Origin of the sequence: Arthrobacter sp. PM3, assembly GCF_003352915.1 — a bacterium.
GTDB lineage: Bacteria > Actinomycetota > Actinomycetes > Actinomycetales > Micrococcaceae > Arthrobacter.
In genome coordinates this window covers 4,256,494-4,277,347 of the sequence record NZ_CP022314.1, presented here as the reverse complement: position 1 = coordinate 4,277,347, position 20,854 = coordinate 4,256,494, and the positions used below count along the sequence as shown (strand labels likewise).

Sequence of the window (20,854 nt, the reverse complement as noted above, 5' to 3'; positions counted from 1 at the left end):
CTGTACGCGGCCCGGATCCTCGACCGGGGCCGCCGGAGCGCCGCGGAAGTGCGCCCGGAGGCGGCCCGTCAGCCGGCGAGCTCGAGCCGGATTTCGCGGGTGGCGATGTCCGAGGACAGCACCCGGACCCGGACCTGCGTGCCGGGTTCGAGCTCGCCGGGGCACCGCGCGGTCACGGCGGGCTCGGCGATCTGGACCATGCCGGAGGGCCCGTTCCCGTTCCCGCCGGCGCTGCCGTTGGTACTGGCACTGGCACTCCCACTGGCACTGGCACTGGCTCCGCCGGAAGCGGTGCCGCCGTTCTTCGGCGGCTTTGAACCGGAGATGACGACGGCGTCGAACTCCTGGCCGACGTGGTTGACCAGCAGCGCCGCCTCCACCGTGTCCAGGGCGAGGCGCTCCAGCTTCGCGGCCAGCTGGTCCGAGGTGGCCATGATGGCAGGAAGCGACGGCAGGGCTTCCCGGGCCCAGGCCGGAACCTCCGTGCCGTTGCTCAGGGCCTCGCAGATGACCAGGACGAAACGGTCCACCAGGCGCCGCAGCGGCGCCGTGGAGTGGGCGTAGGCGGCGCCGATGGCTGCCTGGATGGCGGCCTCCGGGACGGTGCCGTCGAACGGGGTGTAGCCGGCGCCGCGGAACAGCATCCCGGCCGAATGCACGATCGCCAGCTGCCGGGGATCGGTGGGATCGAGGGTGCGAAGGTATTCGCCGTAGCGGATCTCCCCGTCCCAGGGCTTGCCCAGGGCGTGGGTCTGGCGGTGGAAGTGCCGCAGCGACGCCTCATCCGGGGCGGGCATGGTGCGCAGGATGCCGACCTTGCCCCGGATCATGAGACCGGCTGCGGCCATCCCGGTCATGAGGGAAATCTGGGCGTTCCAGTCCTCCACGGGCAGCGGCGGGGCCGCCACGATCCGGTAGCCGCCGTCGGGCAGCTGCTGGATCTCCTGCTCCGGCATGTTCAGGCTCGCGCCGCCGCGCAGGCGCTCCAGCTCCACCCGCTTGATGCCCACCTCCCTGAGCAGCTGCAACATGGCCGGCGCGGTGCCGGCGTCGAGCTCGGCCTGCACGCCCTTGTAGCTGAGCTTCGCGCGGCTGCGCACCTGCGCCCGGCGGACCAGCACCGAGGTCACCTCGGCCGCGGCGTCCAGATCGAACTCCCACACGAAGGCCGCACACAGCTGCCCGGCGAGCAGGCTCCCGGCGGCCTCGCTGATGACCTCCGGGTGCAGCGGGATCCGGCCGTCCGGGGTGTAGAAGGTCTGGCCGCGGCGGCGGGTTTCGGCGTCGAGCGGGCCGCCCGGAGCGACAAAGGACGGAACGTCGGCGATGGCGTACAGCACTTTGTACCCGGCACCCCTGCGCTCGATGAACAGGGCCTGGTCGAGGTCCGTGGACGACGCCGGATCGATCGTCACGAACTCCACATGCGTCAGGTCCAGGTCCGGCAGCTTGTGTTCGGCCACCGCGGCCCGGGCGTCGCGGAGCACGTTTTCGGGGAACGGACCGGGCAGTTCCAGGGTCGTGCGCAGCGCCTTGAGTGCCGCGGCCAGCTGGTTCTGCTGCTCGTGGACACTCGGGGTCAGGCGATGATGGGACACGAAAATCAGGGTAGCCCGATTTCCGCCATTAGTCTTGAAAGATGAGCGCCAGTCCGGACGATCCTGCCCGCTACAACAGCTTCCTCGCGGATCTGCTGGGAGTGATGGCCTATGGCGAGCTCTCGGCCTTCGAACGGTTGTCCTCCGATGCCCGGTATTCGCCTACGCTGCATGACCGCGCGGTGCTGGGCAGGATGGCCGTGGTGGAGTTCCAGCACTACGAACTGGTCCGGAGCCGGCTCGAGGCCATGGGCCTGGACACGGAGGCCGCGATGCTCCCGTTCCAGCCGTCCGTGGACCACTTCCATGAGCGCACCCGCCCGGCGGACTGGTACGAATCGCTCATGAAGGCCTACGTGATCGACACCGTCTCCGCGGACGTCTACCGGGCCGTCGCCCGGTACGTCGACGCCGGGACCCGGGAACTGATCGAACAGATCCAGTCCGCGGAAACATCCACGGCCGTGCTGCGGGACCGCCTCAAGGCGGCCCTGGCCGATGACCCGCGGCTGGCTTCCCGCCTGGCGTTGTGGGCCCGGCGCCTGCTGGGCGAAGCCCTGACCCAGGCCCAGCGGGTGGGCATCGAGCACGCGCTCCTCGGCGGCCTGTCCGGTCTCGACGACGACGCTGCCAAGGACATGGCCAGCGGTCTCGCGGCCGAACTCGCGGCGAACCACGCACGCCGGATGGCGGGGCTGGGACTGGCCGCGTAAGCCAGGCCGGCCTGCCCGGCGCGGCCCGCCCGGAGCGTTCTGGCCGACGCGCTCAGGCGTCCGCGGCGTCCAGTGCCGCCAGCAGCGCTCCCGCAGCGTGTGCCGGATCATCGGCGTCGGTGATGGCCCGGACCACGACGATCCGCCGGGCGCCGGCGTCGACCACCTGCTCCACGTTGCCGAGGTCGATCCCGCCGATCGCGAACCAGGGCACCACCCCGTCCACCGTGCCGGTTCCCTCCGCGTCCGCCTTTTCGATCGCCCGGGCGGCGTAGCGCACCAGGTCGAGGCCGACGGCGGCGCGTCCCGGCTTGGTGGGGGTGGCCCACACGGGCCCGACACAGAAGTAATCCAGGCCCTTGCGGCCGGGCGAGGCCGCGATGGCCGCGTCCACCTGCTCCGGGCTGTGCGTGGACAGCCCGATCACGGTGTCCTTGCCGAGGAAACCGCGGGCGGCACCGAGCGAAATGTCCTTCTGCCCGACATGGAACACCGGCGCCCCCGACAGGGACGCGATGTCCGCCCGGTCATTGACGGACCACAACCGGCCGTGGCGTTGCGCCGCGGCCTGCAGGACCTCCAGGAATTCCAGTTCCTCGGCCGCCTCGAGCGACTTGTCACGCAGCTGGATGATGTCCACCCCGCCGGCGAAAGCGGCGTCCACGAAGGCCTCGAAGTCGCCGCGGTCCCGGCGGGCGTCGGTGCACAGGTAGAGGCGGGCGGTGGTGTGGATGGCGTCCTGGGTCATGGGACCAGCCTAGTTCCTCTAAACTGGGCGCATACCGCGGGAGCCCGCAGCGGCAATGCCGCTGCAACGGCTGAGAGGGCGTCAGAGCCGACCGCTTGACCTGATCCGGCTAGTACCGGCGTAGGGAAGGAATTTTTTTATGGGTCCAGGAGCCAGCCGTGAAGCCGAGCCCGCAGATGACGCCGCTTCCCGGATTTATGACAGCAGACCCGATGCCGCCGGGGATTGCACCGCCGACGTCGCCGTGATCGGCGGCGGGGTGATCGGCCACGGCATCGCGTTCGAGGCCGGCCGCGCCGGCCGCTCCGTCGTGCTGATCGATGACGCACCCGGCAGCGGGGCCAGCTGGGCCGCGGCCGGGATGCTCGCGCCCGTCAGCGAACTGCATTACCAGGAGGAAGAACTCCTGGAACTGATGCTGGAGTCCTCCCGGCTGTGGCCCGGGTTCGCTGCCGGGATCGACGCCGGTGCCACCGCTCCGGAGTCCGCGGCCGGCACGGGGTACCAGAGGACGCCGACCCTCGCCGTCGGTGCCGACGCGGCGGACCGCCGCGCGCTCGCGGACCTCAGGGAGGTCCAGCGGGCCTGCGGCCTCACCGTCGACCCCCTGACCGTGCGCGAGGCCCGCAGCCGCGAACCGCTGCTGAGCCCCGGCATCTCGTGTGCCTTCGACATTCCGGCAGACCACCAGGTGGATCCCCGGCTGCTGATCGCCCGTCTCGCCGGCCTGCTGGGCACGGAGGGCCACGGCAGTCTGGTCCGGCGCCGCGCGGCCGGGCTGCTCTGGGACGGCGGCGCCGTCACGGGAGTCCGGCTGGCCGGCGGCGGTACCATCCGGGCCACGGAAACGATCGTGGCCAACGGGCTCGGCGCGCCCGGCCTGGAGGGCCTGCCCGACGGCCTGGCGCTGCCGCTGCGGCCGGTCTACGGCGACATCCTCCGGCTCCGGGTGCCCGCCCATCTGCGGCCGCTGGTGACCGCCACGGTGCGGGGGATGGTGCGCGGGGTGCCCGTGTACATCGTCCCGCGGCAGGACGGCACCGTGGTGATCGGCGCCACCCAGCGCGAGGACGGCCCGACCGATCCCCGGGCAGTGTCCGCCGGGGGCGTGTACCAGCTGCTCCGCGACGCCCAGCAACTGGTGCCCGCCGTGGCGGAGCTGGAGCTGCTGGAAGCCACGGCGCGGGCACGTCCGGGCACGCCGGACAACGCCCCGCTGCTGGGGCGGGTCGCGGTCCGCGGCCGTGGTGGCGGGGATATCCCCGGGCTCATCATCGCGACCGGCTTCTTCCGGCACGGCGTCCTGCTGACGCCGGCGGCCGCCGCCGTCTGCCGCGAGCTCATGGACGGGACAGCGGACCCGCGCTGGTCCGCGTTCCGCCCCGACCGTTTTTCCCGAATCCCGGATGCGTCCGGGGACAGCCCTAACAAGGAAGCAGCATGAACATCAGACTGAACGGAACGGAGCAGAGCGTCGCCGACGGCGCCTCCGTCAGCGCCCTTGTCAGCGAGCTCACCGGCCGGAGCATCGGCCCCGACGGCCGCGCCGCGGACGGCAGGAAGCTCGGCGTCGCCGTGGCCCGCAACGCCGAAGTCGTGCCGCGCAGCCAGTGGCACGCCACGGCGCTCGCCGAGGGCGACGACGTCGAACTCGTCACAGCAGTCCAGGGAGGATGAGCACCATGAACGAGACTGTTTTTGCCGGACCGACGGCTCTTGCCGGCACACCGGCCGGGTCCCCTGCGGCAACGGCCGCCGACCCGTTCGTGGTCGACGGCGTGACACTTGGCTCGCGCCTCATCATGGGCACCGGCGGCGCGCCGAGCCTGGACGGGCTGGGCGCGGCACTGCTGGCCTCCGGGACGGAACTGACCACGGTGGCGATGCGCCGCTATTCACCGGCGGAGACGGGCTCGCTGTTCCAGCTGCTGGTGGACCACAACATCCGGGTGCTGCCCAACACGGCCGGCTGCTTCACCGCCAAGGACGCCGTCCTCACCGCGGAGCTGGCCCGCGAAGCCTTGGAGACGGACTGGGTCAAGCTCGAAGTCATTGCCGACGAGCACACCCTGCTTCCGGACGCGGTGGAACTCGTGGACGCCACCGAACAGCTCGTGGCCCGCGGGTTCAAGGTTTTTGCCTACACCAACGACGATCCCGTGCTGGCCCTCCGGCTGGAAAACCTCGGCGCGACGGCGGTGATGCCGCTTGGCGCCCCGATCGGCACCGGACTGGGCATCCTGAACCCGCACAACATCGAGCTGATCGTAGCGCGGGCATCGGTTCCCGTGGTGCTCGACGCCGGGATCGGCACGGCCTCGGATGCTGCCCTGGCGATGGAACTGGGCTGCGACGCCGTGCTGCTCGCCACGGCCGTGACCCGGGCGCAGAATCCCGCCGTCATGGGCGAGGCGTTCAGGCACGCCGTCATCGCGGGCAGGCTGGCAAAGTCGGCCGGCCGGATCCCGCGCCGCGAGCACGCACTGGCGTCCTCGGCCATGGAAGGCCGGGCCGAGTTCCTCTAACAGGGGCCCGACGACGCTCAAGAAACGGAGTCAAAAACAGTGGCCACGCTCCCGACGAGGAGCGTGGCCACTGCTTTTTCCGGCCAGGGATTGGCGTCCTGCTGACGATCCGCGTCCTGCTAGAGCTTCAGGATGGCGGTGAGCCGGTCGGTATCGTGCCGGGTCCGGGTCCTGCCGAGGTACACCACGGCCCCGATGGAGGCTGCAGTGCCCAGGACCATGGGCAGGATCCACGGAATCCAGGTCAGTCCCGGCTGGTAGCCGAACCCGGCCGCCATGAAGATGATCCAGCTCAGCATGCCGACGGCGGCGGCGACCCCGGCCGGAACACTGATGCCGTACTTCGTGTGCCGTTTGTCATTTGCCCATACTACGAAGCCCGCGGCAACGGTGACCATGGCCACCACAATCAGGGAAAGCATTCAGGACCCCTCGCGTTCAGGAAACTGCGGTGAAGAACGGACTCTGGAAGAGGGGGAACTAGAGGGCGCCGAAACCGACGCGGCGGGCCTCTTCTGCTCCGATTTCGACGTAACCAAGGACATTGGCGGGGACAATGATCAGCCGGCCCTTGTCATCCGTCAGCCGCAGCTCGCTGCCCTTGGCGATCGCGTCGCCCACCACCTTGGCGACGGCGTCGGCATCCTGGCTGGATTCGAGCACGATTTCGCGGCCAATGTTCTGAATACCAATCTTTACTTCCACAGCGAGGCCTCCCAGCCGGTCAAAGTCGATTAAATCTCTAAGGTCAATCTCTAGTTGTAGTCTAGGTCTCCTTGGGGAAGCGGGAGATTCCGCGCCAAGCTAAACGGTAGATGAGGTCACTGGCCACATCGAGGTCCAGGTTCCCGTCCGTCTCGAGCCAGTACCGCGCGCTCACGTGGGCCATTCCGGCCAGTCCGCGGCCCAGGAGTTGGGCTTCGAGCTCCGGCAGCTTGGTGTCCTCGGCAATGACGTGCGCGACGGCGTCGGCAAAGGTCTTGTTGAACGTTTCCAGCCGTGCGCTGACGTCGGGGTCATTAATCAGGTCCGATTCAAACACGAGCCGGTGTGCCTGATCATCGTTGGCGATGAAGCGGAAGTAGGCGCGCATCACCGCCTGGACACGTTCGTCATTGTCCGTGGTGGAATTCAGGGCGCCCAGCAGGAGGTCGATCAACTTGCTGAGGTGGCTGTCCAGCAGCGCCAGGTAGAGGTCCCGCTTGGACGGGAAGTGCTGGTACAGGACAGGCTTGCTGACGTGCGCGGTCTCGGCGATTTCATCCATGGCGGCACCGTGGTAGCCGTTCGCCACGAAGACTTCCTGCGCAGCCGCCAGCAGCTGCGCCCGGCGTTCGTCGCGGGGCAGGCGCGCCGAGCGATGTCCGCTCCGCGTCTGTCCGGCCGGCGGCTTGCCGGTCCCGTCCCGCTCCACCGGTGCCTGATGAACCACTGTCGGCCTTCTTTCCCTCTTCACCCAATAACGCGCAATATATTCAACAGCACTGCCGTAAACAACACTGCAGCCATAAACGGCACTGCACTACCTTGCCCTGAAATACACTTTACGCGCGGGTAATATGACCTGACGGTATCTTCAGGCATAGATTGAAGTATGGCCTCAAACATCGCCGCCGACGGCGCCCCCGCAACCTCCCGGATGCAGCTGGATCCCCGGCCCGGACCGCTGGTTGAGCCCGCGGCAGACCTCAGCCCGGAGGAGGTGGAGCGCTACTCGCGCCACCTGATCATTCCGGAGATCGGCGCGATCGGCCAGCGCCGGCTCAAGAACGCGAAAGTCCTGGTCATCGGGGCCGGCGGACTGGGTTCGCCCGCGCTGCTCTACCTCGCCGCCGCCGGGGTCGGCACCCTCGGGATCGTCGATGACGACGACGTCGACCTCAGCAACCTGCAGCGCCAGATCATCCACGGCGTCGCGGACGTGGGCCGGCCCAAAATCGAATCGGCCCGGGACGCCATTGCGGCGCTGAACCCGCTGGTCGACGTCCGGCTGCACAACATCCGCCTCGATGCGTCCAATGCCCTGGACCTTTTCGCCGGCTACGACCTCATCCTCGACGGCGCCGACAACTTCGCCACCCGCTACCTCGTCAACGACGCCGCGGCGATCCTCGGCAAGCCCTATGTCTGGGGATCGATCTTCCGGTTCGACGGCCAGGTCAGCGTCTTTTGGGAACAGCACGGACCCACCTACCGGGACCTGTACCCGGAAGCACCCCCGGCCGGCTCCGTGCCGTCCTGCGGGGAAGGCGGCGTGTTCGGCATGCTGTGCGCCGCCGTCGGATCCCTGATGGTGACCGAAGCCGTCAAGCTGATCACCGGCGTCGGGCGGTCCCTGCTCGGCCGGCTGGCGCTCTACGACGCGCTCGGCGGCACCTGGCGCGAGATCAAGGTGGCCCGGGATCCCGCGGCGCCGCGCATCACGGAACTGACCGATTACGAGGCCTTCTGCGGCATCACCCCCACAGCGGATGCCGGGGCCGGGCACACGGTCACGGCAACCCAGCTCGCCACCATGCTCGCCTCGCGAAAGGCCGGACTCAAGGACTTCCACCTGGTGGACGTGCGGGAAAGCGGGGAGTACGACATCGTCCGGATCGACGGGGCGGTGCTGATCCCGCAGGGCCGCATCCTGGCCGGCGAAGCGTGGCAGGACCTGCCCCAGGACGCCGATATCGTCTTCCACTGCAAGGCCGGAACACGGTCCGCCGCCGTCCTGTCAGCGGCCCGCGCTGCCGGGTACGAGCGCGTCAGCCACCTCGAAGGCGGCATCCTCGCCTGGGTGCGGGACGTGGAACCCGGGAAACCGGTCTACTGAGAGGCCCTGCCATGAGCGAGGAACCCGCCCGGACACCACAGCGCAAGATCGGCTCCGGCTTCGGCCGTGATTCGACGGCCGCCGACGTCATCTCCGGCATCGGTCTGGCCGGGAAGACCGCGATCGTCACCGGCGGCTACTCCGGACTCGGCCTGGAAACCGTGCGGGCACTCGCGTCCGCCGGGGCCTCCGTTGTGGTGCCCGCCCGACGGCCCGACCACGCCCGCGACGTCCTGGCCGCGGCCGGGCTGGCCCCGGGAGCCCGGGGCGGCGATGTCAGCGTGGCCGAACTGGATCTGGCGGACCAGGCGAGCGTGCAGGAGTTCGCCGCCGGCTTCCTGGCTGCCGCGGCGGCCAACCCGCCCCGCAGCCTGGACATCCTCATCAACAACGCCGCCATCATGGCCAGCCCGGAGCACCGGGTGGGCCCCGGTTGGGAGGCCCAGTTTGCGACCAACCACCTGGGCCACTTTGCGCTCACCAACCTGCTGTGGCCGGCCCTCGCCGCGGCGGACGGGGCCCGCGTCGTCTCGCTGTCCTCCACGGGGCACAAGCTCTCGCCGATCCGCTTCGATGACATCAACTTCGACGCCGGCTACGACAAATGGCGCGCGTACGGCCAGGCGAAGACGGCCAACGCCCTCTTCGCCGTCCGGCTCGACGCCCTCGGCCGGGACTTCGGCGTGAGGGCCTTCGCCGTTCACCCCGGCGGCATCATGACGGAACTGCAGCGCCATCTGCCGCGCGAGGAAATGATTGCCGCGGGCTGGATGGATGAGCACGGCACCGTCGACGCCCGGTTCAAGACCCCGGAACAGGGCGCGGCCACGTCGGTCTGGGCGGCGACGTCGCCGGCACTGGAGGGCATGGGCGGCGTGTACTGCGAGGACTGCGACATCGCCGAACCCACCGTTCCGGGATCGCCCGAGGCCAGAATCAGGGGCGTGGACGCCCATGCAGTGGACCCGGACGCGGCCGCCCGGCTGTGGCAGGTGTCCGCCGACATGACCGGGATCAACGCTTTCGCCGGGTGAGCCCGGATAGTCCAGGTTCCGCGAGAAGGGTACCGTTCCGCGAAAAGGGTACTTAGACGGGACGCTACGCGGTTTCGCGGATTTCGCCGGCTCCGCCGTGTTCCACCGGGCACTCAGCGTCGGACACGACGGGGGCGGGCGCCGCCAGGGCGGAACCGGCGGCGGGGGAGGGCTCCACGGTGATGCCGTACAACGCCTCAAGACCGGCAACGTAGGCGTCCTGCTGCCCGTCGGCGGCAAGTTCCCGCGCCCGGACCGTGGGGATGTGCAACAGCTGCTTTACCATGCGGCGCAGGGCGAACTCGACTTCCTCGGCGGCGGCGGTGCAGCCGTGCCGGGCGCGGACCTTTTCCATTTCCGCGTCCAGGACGTTCATCGTGTGCCGGCGCAGGGCAACGATCGCCGAATCAACCGAGCGTGCCTCACGCTCCTGCTCAAAGGCGCTGGCCGCACCGGAGACAATGCTGCTGGCCTGCGCGAGCGACTCGGCCTGTTCCTGGGGTGCCGCCAGCCGGACGGATTCCAGCGTCAGCAGTTCGACGCCGTCGAGCTCGCCCACCGCGGGGTCGAAGTCGTGGGTCAGGGCGAGGTCGATCGCGATCAGCGGCTGGACCGAGTCCGCCCGGATCCGGGCGAGCTCGTCCGCTTCGACCCGGCTGTCCGAGCCGCTGCAGCCGATCATGACGTCCGCCGCGGCCACCGCTGCCGGGAGGGTGTCCTCATCCAGGGCCGTGCCGCCCCGGGTGGCGACGAACCCGGGGGCGCGCCCGGAGGAGGAGTAGACATGGACGTCGGTGCAGCCGCGTTCGCGCAGCAGCGACATGGTGGCACCGGCGTAGGCGCCGGTGCCGAAGACGACAGCCTTCTTGGCCGACCAGTCGGGGTTTTCCGAGAGGTCCGTGGCCAGATCCAGCGCCACCGAGACGATCGAGAGGCCGCGGGAGCCCAGGGCCGTCTGGGCGCCGACATCCTTGGCCGTCTTGGACGCGGCCTGGAAGAGCCTTACCAGCCCGGAGCTCGCCGTGCCCTCATGCTGGGCGGTGATCAGGGCGCGGCGGACCTGGCCGGCGATTTCGCGTTCACCGACAACGGCGGAGTCCAGCCCGGAACTGACGGCGAACAGATGCCGGCTGACCTCGGCACCGGTGCGGGTGCTGAACGCGCGGGAGACGAGCTGATCGTTCAGCCCGCTGGCACCGCTGATCTGCGAGATAAGGGCCGCCCGGGCCGCGTCGACCGCGTCGGGGTTCGGTGCCTCGCCATAGATTTCGAAGCGGTTGCAGGTGGCAAGGACAACGGCACCCGCCACGGCCGGCGATCCGGCGAGGGCGGATGTGGCAAGCCCGGAAGCGCCGGTGCTCAGCTGAGCAACGGTTTCGAGGTCGATGTCGGCGTGTGTAGCCACCAATGAGAAAAGAACCACAGCATCACCATCATAGCTTTTTCGTGTCCGTGTAGAACAACATGTCCGAGTGGGATCGGGCACCCCCTGCTGTGATTCCCGCCACGGCACCGCGATCGTTGCCGGTGTAACGATGCGCGTGACAGGCTGTCGTTATCTTTTGGGCGCAAATTTGGGCACAATCGAAGGCATGACTCCAAGGGCTGCGGCAAGCGCCGGCACGACAAATTCCAGTACGTCCGACCGCGGGCTCGACGCCGGGCACCCGCTCATGGACGGCCGCACCTCGGACTCGCCCCTCATCACCGCCTACCGGGGCGGCACGCCCTCGCGCCGTCCCGTCTGGTTCATGCGCCAGGCCGGCCGCTCGCTGCCGGAGTACCTCAAGGTCCGCGAGGGCGTCGCGATGCTGGACTCATGCCTGCGCCCGGAGCTGGCCGCGGAGATCACCCTGCAGCCGGTCCGGCGGCACGACGTCGATGCCGCCATCTTCTTCTCCGATATCGTCATCCCGCTCAAGCTGGCCGGCGTCGGTGTGGACATCGTCCCCGGCGTTGGCCCCGTCCTGGACGCGCCGGTGCGCACCGCAGCGGACGTCGCCGCCCTGCCGCAGCTGACGTGGGAGGCCCTGGAACCCATCCGCGAGGCCGTACGTCTTACCGTGGCTGAGCTCGGCAGCACCCCGCTGATCGGCTTCGCCGGCGCGCCCTTCACGCTCGCCGCCTACATGGTGGAAGGCAAGCCGTCCCGCGACCACCTCGGCCCGCGCACCATGATGCACGCCGACCCGGAGACGTGGACCGCCCTGGCCAACTGGGCCGCCGACGCCTCCGGCATGTTCCTCAGGGCGCAGCTGGAGGCCGGCGCCTCGGCCGGCCAGCTTTTCGACTCGTGGGCCGGCTCGCTGGGGCTGGCCGACTACCAGCGTTACGTCGCTCCGGCGTCGGCCCGTGCCCTGGACCACGTCCGCCACCTCGGCGCACCGCTGGTCCACTTCGGCACCGGCACCTCGGAACTGCTCGTGGCCATGCGCGACGTCGGCGTCGACGTCGTGGGCGTTGACTACCGGCTCCCGCTGGACGAAGCCAACCGGCGGCTCGGCGGGACCGTTCCGCTGCAGGGCAACATCGACCCCGCACTGCTGTCCGCACCGTGGGAGATCCTGGAAGCGCACGTCCGCGACGTGATCGCCGCCGGCTCCGCCGCGCCCGGCCACGTCCTGAACCTGGGCCACGGCGTGCCCCCGGAAACGGACCCTGCCGTGCTGACGCGCGTCGTCGAACTCATCCACTCCATCTCCCCGGAGTAGGCCATGGACGCAGGCACCGCCGGGATGTCCGCGGCCGCCGGCTCCGCAGGGCAGCGCCCTGACAGGACCGCGCTGGTGATCGGCGGAGGAATCTCCGGCCTGCTGGCTGCCCGGGAGTTCGCCCGGGCCGGCGTCCGCACCACAATCCTGGAGGCCGGCGAGGCGTGGGGCGGCTGCGTCGGCAGCCACACCGTGGCCGGGCTGACGCTCGACAGCGGGGCGGAATCGTTTGCCACCCGCAGCACGGCGGTCGCCGATCTCGCGGCCGACCTCGGCCTGGCCGGCGAGATCGTCGCGCCGAATCCCGGCGGGGCCTGGGTCCAGCTGCCGGACGGCCCGCGGGAACTGCCCAAGACCGGGATCCTCGGCATCCCGGCCAGCCCATGGGACCCGGAGGTCCGGCGGTCCCTGGGCCTGCTCGGTTCCCTCCGCGCTTCCATCGACTCCGTGCTGCCGGCCTCGCTCGGCACCGCCGCTGAGGCCACCAGCGTGTCAACCCTGGTCCGCAGGAGGATGGGCCGGCGGGTGCTGGACCGGCTCGTGGCGCCGGTGGTGGGCGGCGTCCATTCCGCCGACCCGGCAGGGCTCGACGTCGACATGGTCGCCCCGGGGCTGCGGGCCGGCATCCGTCAGCACGGCTCCCTCGCCGCCGCCGTCGCGGCCCAGCGCAGGGGAGCGGCGGCCGCGCCGCCGGAGCAGGCAGCCCGGCAGCACACAGCCCAACCCGCAACGTCCGGGCCCCGGAAGGCCGGCTCCGCCGTCGCCGGCCTGCGCGGCGGCATGCACACACTCGTGGCAGCCCTGGTGGCCGACGTGCGCCGGCAGGGCGTCACCCTGCTCAGCGGCACCCGGGCGCGGTCGGTCCAGCGCACCGCCGGCGGCTGGCGGGTCAGCACGGAACGCGACACGTTCGACGCCGGGCTGCTCGTCGTTGCGGTCGAGGGCCCGGCCGCCGTCGACCTCCTCGGTGCGGCCCTGCCGGAACTTGAACCCCTCCGCCCCGACGCCGGGCCGGACGTCAGCCTGGTCACCCTCGTCGTGGACCTCCCGGCACTCGACCGGGCGCCGCGCGGCACCGGCGTCCTCGTGGCGCCGCAGAGTCCCGGCGTGCAAGCCAAGGCGCTGACGCACAGCACCGCCAAGTGGGCCTGGCTGGCGCAGCGGACAGGGCCGGGCAAGCATGTGCTCCGGCTCTCCTACGGCCGCGGCGGCGCCTCCGACGGCACCGGAGCTGTTGCCGCGCCGCGCTCGGACGCCGAACTCTTCTCCGCCGCCCTGGCCGACGCCGCGGCCCTGCTCGGCGTCCCGGTCACCGAAGCCGCCGTGGCGGGCTGGGACGTGGTCCGCTGGACCGGTGCGCTGCCCTTTGCGTCCCTCGGCCACAAGCAGCGCGTCGCCGCCGTCCGGAGCGCCTGCGCCGCGGACGGCACGCTCGCGGTCGTGGGCGGCTGGCTGTCCGGCAACGGCCTTGCCGCCATCGTGGCCGACACGCCGCGGCAGATCCGCCCGTTGCTCACCTAGGACCCCGTCCGTCACAGCTTTCACATTCGTCGCAACTTCACCTAAAACACCGGCGGCACCATGGGTTACCGGCCGGTATTTCCCGGGTTCCGGCCGGTTTTTCCTCCCGGTCGATTCCGGCTAGGCTCGATGACCATGGTTATTTTCAGGTCCAACGTGTCAACAACGAAGACCGGGCGCCATGGAGGACTCCGGCGCGGCGCAGCAGGAGCCGCGCTCGGGGTGGTACTGGCTGTTTCTGCGGGAGTTCCTGCTTCCAATGCCGCGACCGGGCTGTCCCCGGCAGCGTCCACCGCACCGACGGCACAGGGATCGCTGACCCTCGGCCTCGGGGACGTCCTGGACAGCCTGCTTGGCTCCTCGACGCCGAGCCCCTCGCCGTCGGCAGGCTCGGGCGGGGCCACATCCACGCCGTCGCCCTCACGCAGCAGCAGCCCGGAACCCACGACTCCCGAAACCGGCGATCCCGAACCGAGTGATCCGCAACCCAGGGACCCCGAGCCCAGCGACCCGGCCCCCGGCAGTCCCGAGCCCACCGCCCCGCACGCGGCCGTGCCGCCGTCGGGAACCCCGTCAGCCGGCGTTGCTCCGCCCGCCGCGCCGCCGGTCCCCGGCGCTCCGCTTACGTCCCCGGCGACCGGAGCCCCCGCCGCAGGCCAGGCAGGATCCGTCCCGGCGGCAGGCCAGGCAGCCTCCGGATCCACTACCGGGTCCGCCGCGGCCACCGCAGGAAACGGCGCCGCGCCCCTGAACGGATCCGCAGCCCCGGCCGGCGGAGCCAAGGCGTCGCCGTCGCACACCGCCACGGCAAAGGCTTCCCCCACCGGGACGGCCACGCCGGCAGCGGCCAAGGGCCACGCGGGAAGCACCTCGCTGCAGGCCACCTCGGCCGTGGAGCCCGCCGGGCTCTCGCCGCTCGTTGGCTGGGGCCTGGGCCTGGTGGCGCTGTCCGTCGGCGCCGGCGTCGCCGTCGTCCGGATGCGCAGGGCCTGAGGGCCCCGCACCACGCGGTCCGCCTCCGGCGTGTGAAATAAAGCACTTCTACGCGTTGTAGAAGTGCTTTTTTTCGACTTAGCTAGGGAGAGGGGGCAGACTGGTATTCATGAGCCACACTTCTGCCGAATCTGTCACTAAAACCGGAACGCCCGTCCCCGGAGCGTCAGCCGCCGGGGCATCGGCGCCCCAGGATTCAACCGAGCAGTTCTTCACCCTCTGGACCGTTTTCAAGCGGTCCGCGGACGCCCCCCGCGATGCGGAAGCGGCCCGGGACTTCGAGTCGCTGCTGGCACGGCTCGCCGAGGCCGGTGTTGTCCACCGCGGCAGCTATGACGTTTCTGCCATGCGCGCGGATGCGGACATCATGATCTGGCTCCACGGGCCCAAGCCCGAGGCCCTGCAGCAGGCGGTCCGCGACATCCGCCGCAGCAAGCTGTTCACCGGCACCGAGATCGCGTGGTCCGCCATGGGCGTCCACCGCGAGGCCGAGTTCGCCAAGAACCACACTCCGGCCTTCTCCCGCGGCGTCGAACCGGCCGAGTGGCTGTGCGTCTACCCGTTCGTCCGCTCCTACGAGTGGTACCTCCTGCCGGACGCCGAGCGCGGCGCGATGCTCCGCGACCACGGCCTCCTGGGCCGGGACTTCCCGCAGGTCATCTCCAACACGGTCTCCTCCTTTGCCCTGGGCGACTGGGAATGGATCCTGGGCCTGGAGGCACCCGAGCTCGTGGACCTCGTGGACCTGATGCGGCACCTGCGCAGCACGGAGGCGCGCAACCATGTCCGTGAGGAAATCCCGTTCTACACCGGCCGGCGCGTCAGCGCCGCCGAGGTCGCCGAGGTCCTGGCATGAGCCCGCTCGACCCGCAGGCGGACGTTGCGGAGCTGACGGCCGTGAACCCCGTGACCGAAGCCGGCCGGATGGCTCCCAAGGAGTACGACGCCGTCCTGCTTGCCTCCTTCGGCGGCCCGGAGGGCCAGGAGGACGTCATCCCCTTCCTGCGCAACGTCACCCGGGGCCGCGGCATCCCGGACGAGCGGCTCGAAGAGGTCTCGCACCATTACCGCGCCAACGGCGGCATCAGCCCCATCAACGCGCAGAACCGCGCGCTCAAGGCCGCCATGGAGACGGAGCTGGCCGCCCGCGGCATCGAGCTGCCGGTCTACTGGGGCAACCGCAACTGGGACCCCTACATCCCGCAGACGCTCCAGGCCATGTACGACGCCGGACACCGCAAGGTCCTCATGCTCACCACGAGCGCCTACTCCTGCTACTCCAGCTGCCGCCAGTACCGCGAGGACATCGGCATGGCCCTGACCGAAACCGGCCTGGACGGAAAGCTCGAGGTGGACAAGGTGCGCCAGTACTTTGACCACCCCGGCTTCGTGGAGCCCTTCATCGAGGGCACCGCCGCCGGCCTGGCCGAGGTCCGGGACCGGCTCGCCTCCGCCGGCACGCCCGAGGCTCCGGTGCACATCCTGTTCGCCACGCACTCCATCCCGACCCGCGACGCCGACGCCGCCGGCCGCTCCGAGGGCGAGCCCCGCGAGTTCGAACAGGACTCCGCGTACGTGGCCCAGCACCTGGCCACCGGCGCCGAGGTCATCCGGCGGGTTGAAGCCGAGACCGGAGTGGGCGCCCCGTGGTCCCTGGTCTACCAGTCCCGGTCCGGCGCCCCGCACGTCCCGTGGCTTGAACCCGACATCAACGACGCCATTGAGGAGCTCGCCGGCCAGGGCGTCAAGGGCATCGTGATCGTGCCGCTGGGCTTCGTCAGCGACCACATGGAAGTCGTCTGGGACCTGGACACCGAGGCCCTCGAGACCTGCGCCAACCTTGGCCTGACGGCCATCCGTGTGCCCACGCCCGGAACCCACCGCAAGTTCGTCACAGGGGTGGTGGACCTGATCTGCGAACGGACCGCGGCGAACAATATCGCGGACCGCCCGCACCTGACCCGGCTCGGCCCCTGGTACGACGTCTGCCGGCCGGGCTGCTGCGCCAACTTCCGCGGCGAAAAGCCCACCATCGCGGGCGCGGACACCACGGTCGGAACGGGGCACGATCCCTACCCGGCCGCAGGTCAGGCAGCACTGTGACCGTCCGGATCGGCACCCGCGCCAGCAAGCTCGCCCTCACCCAGACCCAGCAGACCGCGGACCAGCTGGCCGCCGTCGGCGGGTTCGCCGTCGAACTCGTGCATGTCCGCACGGACGGCGACGTCCTCACCGGCCCGCTGTCCCAAATGGGCGGCACCGGAGTGTTCGTCGCGGCCCTGCGCGATGCCCTGCTGCGGGACGCGTGTGACGTCGCCGTGCATTCACTCAAGGACCTGCCCACCGGGCCGGCCCTCGGCCTGAGCCTCGCGGCGACGCCGAAACGCGTCGACGTCCGCGACGTCCTCTGCGCCCGCGACGGCCTGAACCTCGCGGACCTGCCCGCCGGGGCCACCGTGGGCACCGGCTCACCGCGCCGTGCGGCGCAGCTGCGCGCGGCCCGGCCGGACCTGGACATCCGTGACATCCGCGGCAACGTCGACACCCGGCTCGGACGCGTCCCGGGGCTGCCGGGCAACACCACCGACGCCGTCGTCGAAGGCAAGTCGTGCGACCTCGACGCGGTGGTCCTGGCCGCCGCCGGCCTGCAGCGGATCGGCCGGCTCGACGCCGTGACCGAATACCTGGCAACGGACATCATGCTGCCCGCCGCCGGGCAGGGTTCCCTCGCCCTCGAATGCCGCACAGCCGACGCGCCCCGCAAGGCCGGCTCCACGGACGGCTCCCAGGGCGTCCTCGCCCAGGCCCTCGCCGCCCTCGACGACCCCGACACCCGGCTTGCCGTGACCGCCGAACGGGCGCTCCTGGCCCGCCTCGAGGCCGGCTGCGCCGCACCGGTGGGCGCGTACGCCTACCGCAAGGGCAGCATGCTGCACCTCGAAGCCGTGGTCTGCGCCGTCGACGGCACGGCCAGCGTCCGGGACAGGAAGGCCACCGACGGGCTGACCGAAGTGGGGGCAACCCTGCTGGGAATCGAACTCGCCGAGGTCCTGCTGGCCCGCGGTGCCGCCGATATCGCGGACCTGGCCGCGTCCTGAGCCACGGGAGCCAGCACACCATGGGACAGGAGAGCGCCCGCACCCGGGACAGCGCCCGGGCCCCCGGGAGCGGGACGGAGGCGTCCGGGGACGGGGCCCTGGACGGTGCCCGGATCCTGATCGCCCGCAGCCCGGACCGCTCCGGCGAACTCGTCGCCGCCCTGCGCCGGCTCGGTGCCGATCCCGTGCTGCTGCCCCTGATCGATTTCGAAGTGGCCAGCGACCAGCACTCCCTGGACGTCGCCTTCGATGCCCTCGGCGCCGGTGCCTACAACTGGCTCGTGATCAGCAGCGTCACCACCGTCCAGGTGCTCGAGGCCAAAGCCGCGGAGCGGGGCTCCTCCCTGTGCGCCTGGCTGCCCGGGCACGTCCAGGTCGCCACGATCGGTCCCGCCACGCGGCATATCCTCGAGTCCCGGGGTGTCAGCGTGGACCTGGCGCCCACGGCGCAGCAGTCCGGAACCGGGCTGCTCGGCATCTGGCCCGAAGGCCGCAGCAGCGTACTGCTCCCGCAGGCGGACATCGCCGATCCCCGGCTCCGCCGCGGCCTCGAAGCCCGCGGTGCCTCGGTGCAGGCCGTCACCGCGTACCGGACCGTGGACTACCCGGCGGATCCCCGCCTGGGGCTGCCGGCCTGCCAGCCGCCGCTGGAACAGCCCGGCGCCGGCCAGCCGGCCGACGTGCTGACCCTGGCCGCCGCGAAAGGCGAGATCCGGGCCGGCCGGCTGGACGCCGTCGTCGCCGCTTCACCGAGCGCCGCCCGGCGCATCCAGGCAGACCTCGCCCCGCTTGGCACCTGCCGGTTCGTCGCCATCGGGCGCTCGACGGCGGCCGAGGCGGACCGCCTTGGGCTCACCGTGGACGCCGTCGCCGAAACTCCGACGGCGTCGGGCCTCGTCGCCGCCGTCGTCCGGTCACAGGAGACGGCAGACCGCCGCCCGGCCGGCCGGCTTCCCGCAGACCGTTTTCCAGCAGAGCATCGAGCGAAGGACAACACATGAGCTTCCCGACCCACCGGCCGCGCCGGCTGCGCACCATCCCCGCGATGCGGCGGCTGACCGCAGAACACCGCCTCTCCGCCGCGGAGCTGATCCTGCCCGCCTTCATCCGGGAAGGCCTGGACGAGCCCAACCCCATTGCCTCGATGCCCGGGGTGCAGCAGCACACCACGGACTCGCTCAAGCGGGCCGCGGCCGAGGCCGTGGAGCTCGGCGTCGGCGGCATCATGCTCTTCGGTGTCCCCGCCGTCCGGGACGCGCGCGGCACCGCGTCCCTGGATCCGGACGGGGTCCTGAACAAGGCCATCCGGGACGTCCGCGCCGAGGTCGGCGACGACCTCGTGGTCATGAGCGATGTCTGCCTCGACGAATTCACCGACCACGGCCACTGCGGCGTCCTGGACGCCAACGGCTACGTCGACAACGACGCGACGCTGGAGATCTACGGCCGGATGGCCGTCGCCCAGGCCGACGCCGGCGCCCACGTGCTGGGCCCGTCCGGCATGATGGACGGCCAGGTCGCAGTGATCCGGCAGGCCCTCGAGGACGCCGGGCACGCCAACACCGCGGTCGTGGCCTACGCCGCGAAATACGCCTCCGCGTTCTACGGACCGTTCCGGGAAGCCGTCGACTCGCAGCTGACCGGCGACCGCCGCACCTACCAGATGGACGCCGCCAACCGCCGGGAGGCCATCCTGGAGGTGGACCTGGACCTGGCCGAGGGCGCGGACATGGTCATGGTGAAGCCGGCCATGAGCTACCTGGACATCCTCGCCGACGTCGCCGCCATGAGCCCGGTCCCCGTGGCGGCCTACCAGATCTCGGGCGAATACTCGATGATCGAGGCTGCCGCCGCGAACGGCTGGATCGACCGCCGGGCCGCCATCACCGAATCCGTCCTGGGCATCAAACGTGCCGGCGCGAACATGGTGCTCACCTACTGGGCGAGCGAACTCGCCGGCTGGCTGAAGGAGTCCTGATGAGCGCGGCCCCGGCCTCCGGGCCCGCCCTGCCGGCCGGTCCCACCGCACCGGTGGGGCCCGAACGCATCCTCCTGGGCCTGAACACCTTCGGTGACGTCGGCGTCTTCCCCGACGGCCACCCCGTCCCGCACGCCCAGGTCCTCCGGCAGCTCCTGGAGCAGGCCGAACTGGCCGACGAGGTGGGCCTGCACGCCTTCGGCGTGGGGGAGCACCACCGCCGCGACTTCGCGGTGTCCGCCCCCGAGGTCTTCCTGGCCGCGGCGGCCGCGCGGACCAAACGCATCCGGCTCGGTTCCGCCGTGACGGTGCTCAGCTCCGATGACCCGATCCGGGTCTTCCAGCGCTTCGCGACGGTGGACGCCCTCTCCAGCGGCCGGGCCGAGGTCATGCTGGGCCGGGGATCGTTCATCGAGTCGTTCCCGCTGTTCGGCCTGGACCTGGCGGACTACGACGTCCTCTTCGAGGAGAAGCTCGAACTCTTCGACAGGGTCCGGGCGCAGGAACCCGTCCACTGGGAAGGCCGCACCCGGCCGGCCATCAAGGGCCTGAGCGTCTACCCGCCGCTGGAACACCACCTTCTGCCGGCCTGGATCGGCGTCGGCGGCACCCCTGAATCCGTGCTGCGCTGCGCCGAATACGGCTACCCCATCATCTTCGCCATCATCGGCGGCCAGCCGCGGTCCTTCGCTCCGCTGGCCGGGCTCTACCGTGAGGCCATGGCCAAGTACGGGCACCCGATGCAGCAGATGGCCACGCATTCGCCCGGCCACGTCGCCGCCACGGACGAGGACGCCCGGGAGGAGTTCTTCCCGCACTGGATCGCCATGCGCAACCGGATCGGCGCGGAACGCGGCTGGGGACCGGGCAGCAGGACCGAATTCGACGCCATGTGCACGCCCGAAGGGGCACTCTACGTCGGCTCCCCGGAAACCGTGGCCGCGAAGATCGCCCTGCTGAAGAAGAACCTGGGCGTGGACCGCTTCGACCTGAAGTACAGCAACGGCACCCTGCCGCACGCGGCCATGATGCGCTCCATCGAGCTGTTCGGCACCGAAGTGGCGCCCCGGGTGTCCGCCCTGCTGGCCGGGCCGGCCGCCGGCTGACCCGGCCCGCG

At 70.9% G+C, this 20,854-nt stretch carries 21 protein-coding genes and 1 riboswitch; of the genes, 15 read left to right on the top strand and 6 right to left on the bottom strand.

Going from position 1 to position 20,854, the window contains the following annotated elements; translation table 11 throughout:
• Positions 1-68: 68 nt before the first annotated feature.
• Positions 69-1,598 (bottom strand): RNB domain-containing ribonuclease, encoded by a 1,530-nt coding sequence (locus CFN17_RS19415; RefSeq protein ID WP_208749293.1) that lies wholly within the window; start codon positions 1,596-1,598, stop codon positions 69-71.
• A 41-nt stretch (positions 1,599-1,639) separates the two neighbouring features.
• Here CFN17_RS19415 and CFN17_RS19410 point away from each other — a divergent pair, with 41 nt between their 5' ends.
• Positions 1,640-2,311, top strand: coding sequence for a ferritin-like fold-containing protein (locus tag CFN17_RS19410; RefSeq protein ID WP_208749292.1), 672 nt, complete (start codon positions 1,640-1,642; stop codon positions 2,309-2,311).
• Positions 2,312-2,363: 52 nt separating this feature from the next.
• Here CFN17_RS19410 and thiE read toward each other — a convergent pair whose 3' ends face one another.
• A complete protein-coding gene (gene thiE, locus CFN17_RS19405) occupies positions 2,364-3,059 on the bottom strand; it encodes a thiamine phosphate synthase (protein ID WP_208749291.1) in 696 nt (231 codons plus the stop codon).
• A 26-nt stretch (positions 3,060-3,085) separates the two neighbouring features.
• Positions 3,086-3,204: riboswitch (TPP riboswitch) on the top strand.
• Between thiE and thiO the strand changes: the two genes are divergently transcribed.
• From thiO to CFN17_RS19390, 3 genes are all read left to right on the top strand, one after another.
• Positions 3,199-4,503: a glycine oxidase ThiO gene (gene thiO, locus CFN17_RS19400; RefSeq protein ID WP_208749290.1), complete on the top strand. Its 1,305-nt coding sequence runs from the start codon at positions 3,199-3,201 to the stop codon at positions 4,501-4,503. It overlaps the preceding riboswitch by 6 nt.
• A complete protein-coding gene (gene thiS / locus CFN17_RS19395) occupies positions 4,500-4,736 on the top strand; it encodes a sulfur carrier protein ThiS (protein WP_208749289.1) in 237 nt (78 codons plus the stop codon). The genes thiO and thiS overlap by 4 nt, the downstream gene beginning before the upstream one ends.
• Positions 4,737-4,741: 5 nt before the next feature.
• On the top strand, positions 4,742-5,584 hold the full coding sequence (locus CFN17_RS19390; RefSeq protein WP_261792284.1) for a thiazole synthase: 843 nt from the start codon (positions 4,742-4,744) through the stop codon (positions 5,582-5,584).
• 119 nt (positions 5,585-5,703) lie between these two features.
• Here the strand turns inward: CFN17_RS19390 and CFN17_RS19385 are convergent, their stop codons facing one another.
• The 3 genes from CFN17_RS19385 to CFN17_RS19375 form a co-directional block, all read right to left on the bottom strand.
• Entirely contained in the window at positions 5,704-6,006 is a 303-nt protein-coding gene (locus CFN17_RS19385) for a hypothetical protein (RefSeq protein WP_208749288.1), read from the bottom strand.
• A gap of 58 nt (positions 6,007-6,064) precedes the next feature.
• Positions 6,065-6,289 carry a DUF3107 domain-containing protein gene (locus CFN17_RS19380; protein ID WP_208749287.1) on the bottom strand — a complete coding sequence of 75 codons (225 nt, stop codon included), beginning with the start codon at positions 6,287-6,289 and terminating at the stop codon, positions 6,065-6,067.
• A gap of 61 nt (positions 6,290-6,350) precedes the next feature.
• Positions 6,351-6,998, bottom strand: a complete 648-nt coding sequence (locus CFN17_RS19375) for a TetR/AcrR family transcriptional regulator (protein WP_208751603.1) — start codon at positions 6,996-6,998, stop codon at positions 6,351-6,353.
• A gap of 225 nt (positions 6,999-7,223) precedes the next feature.
• Between CFN17_RS19375 and moeB the strand changes: the two genes are divergently transcribed.
• A complete protein-coding gene (gene moeB / locus CFN17_RS19370) occupies positions 7,224-8,402 on the top strand; it encodes a molybdopterin-synthase adenylyltransferase MoeB (RefSeq protein ID WP_208751602.1) in 1,179 nt (392 codons plus the stop codon).
• An 11-nt stretch (positions 8,403-8,413) separates the two neighbouring features.
• Positions 8,414-9,436, top strand: a complete 1,023-nt coding sequence (locus CFN17_RS19365; protein ID WP_208749286.1) for an SDR family NAD(P)-dependent oxidoreductase — start codon at positions 8,414-8,416, stop codon at positions 9,434-9,436.
• A gap of 64 nt (positions 9,437-9,500) precedes the next feature.
• Here the strand turns inward: CFN17_RS19365 and CFN17_RS19360 are convergent, their stop codons facing one another.
• Positions 9,501-10,859 (bottom strand): glutamyl-tRNA reductase, encoded by a 1,359-nt coding sequence (locus tag CFN17_RS19360; RefSeq protein WP_208749285.1) that lies wholly within the window; start codon positions 10,857-10,859, stop codon positions 9,501-9,503.
• A gap of 169 nt (positions 10,860-11,028) precedes the next feature.
• Between CFN17_RS19360 and hemE the strand changes: the two genes are divergently transcribed.
• The 9 genes from hemE to CFN17_RS19315 all read left to right on the top strand — a co-directional run bounded on the left by hemE (position 11,029) and on the right by CFN17_RS19315 (position 20,843).
• Positions 11,029-12,147: a uroporphyrinogen decarboxylase gene (gene hemE, locus CFN17_RS19355; RefSeq protein WP_208749284.1), complete on the top strand. Its 1,119-nt coding sequence runs from the start codon at positions 11,029-11,031 to the stop codon at positions 12,145-12,147.
• Positions 12,148-12,171: 24 nt separating this feature from the next.
• Positions 12,172-13,668 (top strand): protoporphyrinogen oxidase, encoded by a 1,497-nt coding sequence (gene hemG / locus CFN17_RS19350; protein WP_208751601.1) that lies wholly within the window; start codon positions 12,172-12,174, stop codon positions 13,666-13,668.
• Positions 13,669-13,803: 135 nt separating this feature from the next.
• Complete coding sequence (locus CFN17_RS19345) at positions 13,804-14,661, top strand: hypothetical protein (RefSeq protein WP_208749283.1); 858 nt, start codon at positions 13,804-13,806, stop codon at positions 14,659-14,661.
• A gap of 109 nt (positions 14,662-14,770) precedes the next feature.
• Positions 14,771-15,517, top strand: coding sequence for a hydrogen peroxide-dependent heme synthase (gene hemQ, locus CFN17_RS19340; protein WP_208749282.1), 747 nt, complete (start codon positions 14,771-14,773; stop codon positions 15,515-15,517).
• Positions 15,514-16,764, top strand: coding sequence for a ferrochelatase (locus CFN17_RS19335; RefSeq protein ID WP_208749281.1), 1,251 nt, complete (start codon positions 15,514-15,516; stop codon positions 16,762-16,764). Before hemQ ends, CFN17_RS19335 begins: the two co-directional genes overlap by 4 nt.
• Positions 16,761-17,759 (top strand): hydroxymethylbilane synthase, encoded by a 999-nt coding sequence (gene hemC, locus CFN17_RS19330; RefSeq protein ID WP_208749280.1) that lies wholly within the window; start codon positions 16,761-16,763, stop codon positions 17,757-17,759. Before CFN17_RS19335 ends, hemC begins: the two co-directional genes overlap by 4 nt.
• Before the next feature lie 20 nt (positions 17,760-17,779).
• On the top strand, positions 17,780-18,760 hold the full coding sequence (locus CFN17_RS19325; protein ID WP_208749279.1) for a uroporphyrinogen-III synthase: 981 nt from the start codon (positions 17,780-17,782) through the stop codon (positions 18,758-18,760).
• Positions 18,757-19,737, top strand: coding sequence for a porphobilinogen synthase (hemB, locus tag CFN17_RS19320; protein WP_208749278.1), 981 nt, complete (start codon positions 18,757-18,759; stop codon positions 19,735-19,737). Before CFN17_RS19325 ends, hemB begins: the two co-directional genes overlap by 4 nt.
• Positions 19,737-20,843, top strand: coding sequence for an LLM class flavin-dependent oxidoreductase (locus CFN17_RS19315; RefSeq protein WP_208749277.1), 1,107 nt, complete (start codon positions 19,737-19,739; stop codon positions 20,841-20,843). Before hemB ends, CFN17_RS19315 begins: the two co-directional genes overlap by 1 nt.
• Positions 20,844-20,854: the final 11 nt, after the last annotated feature.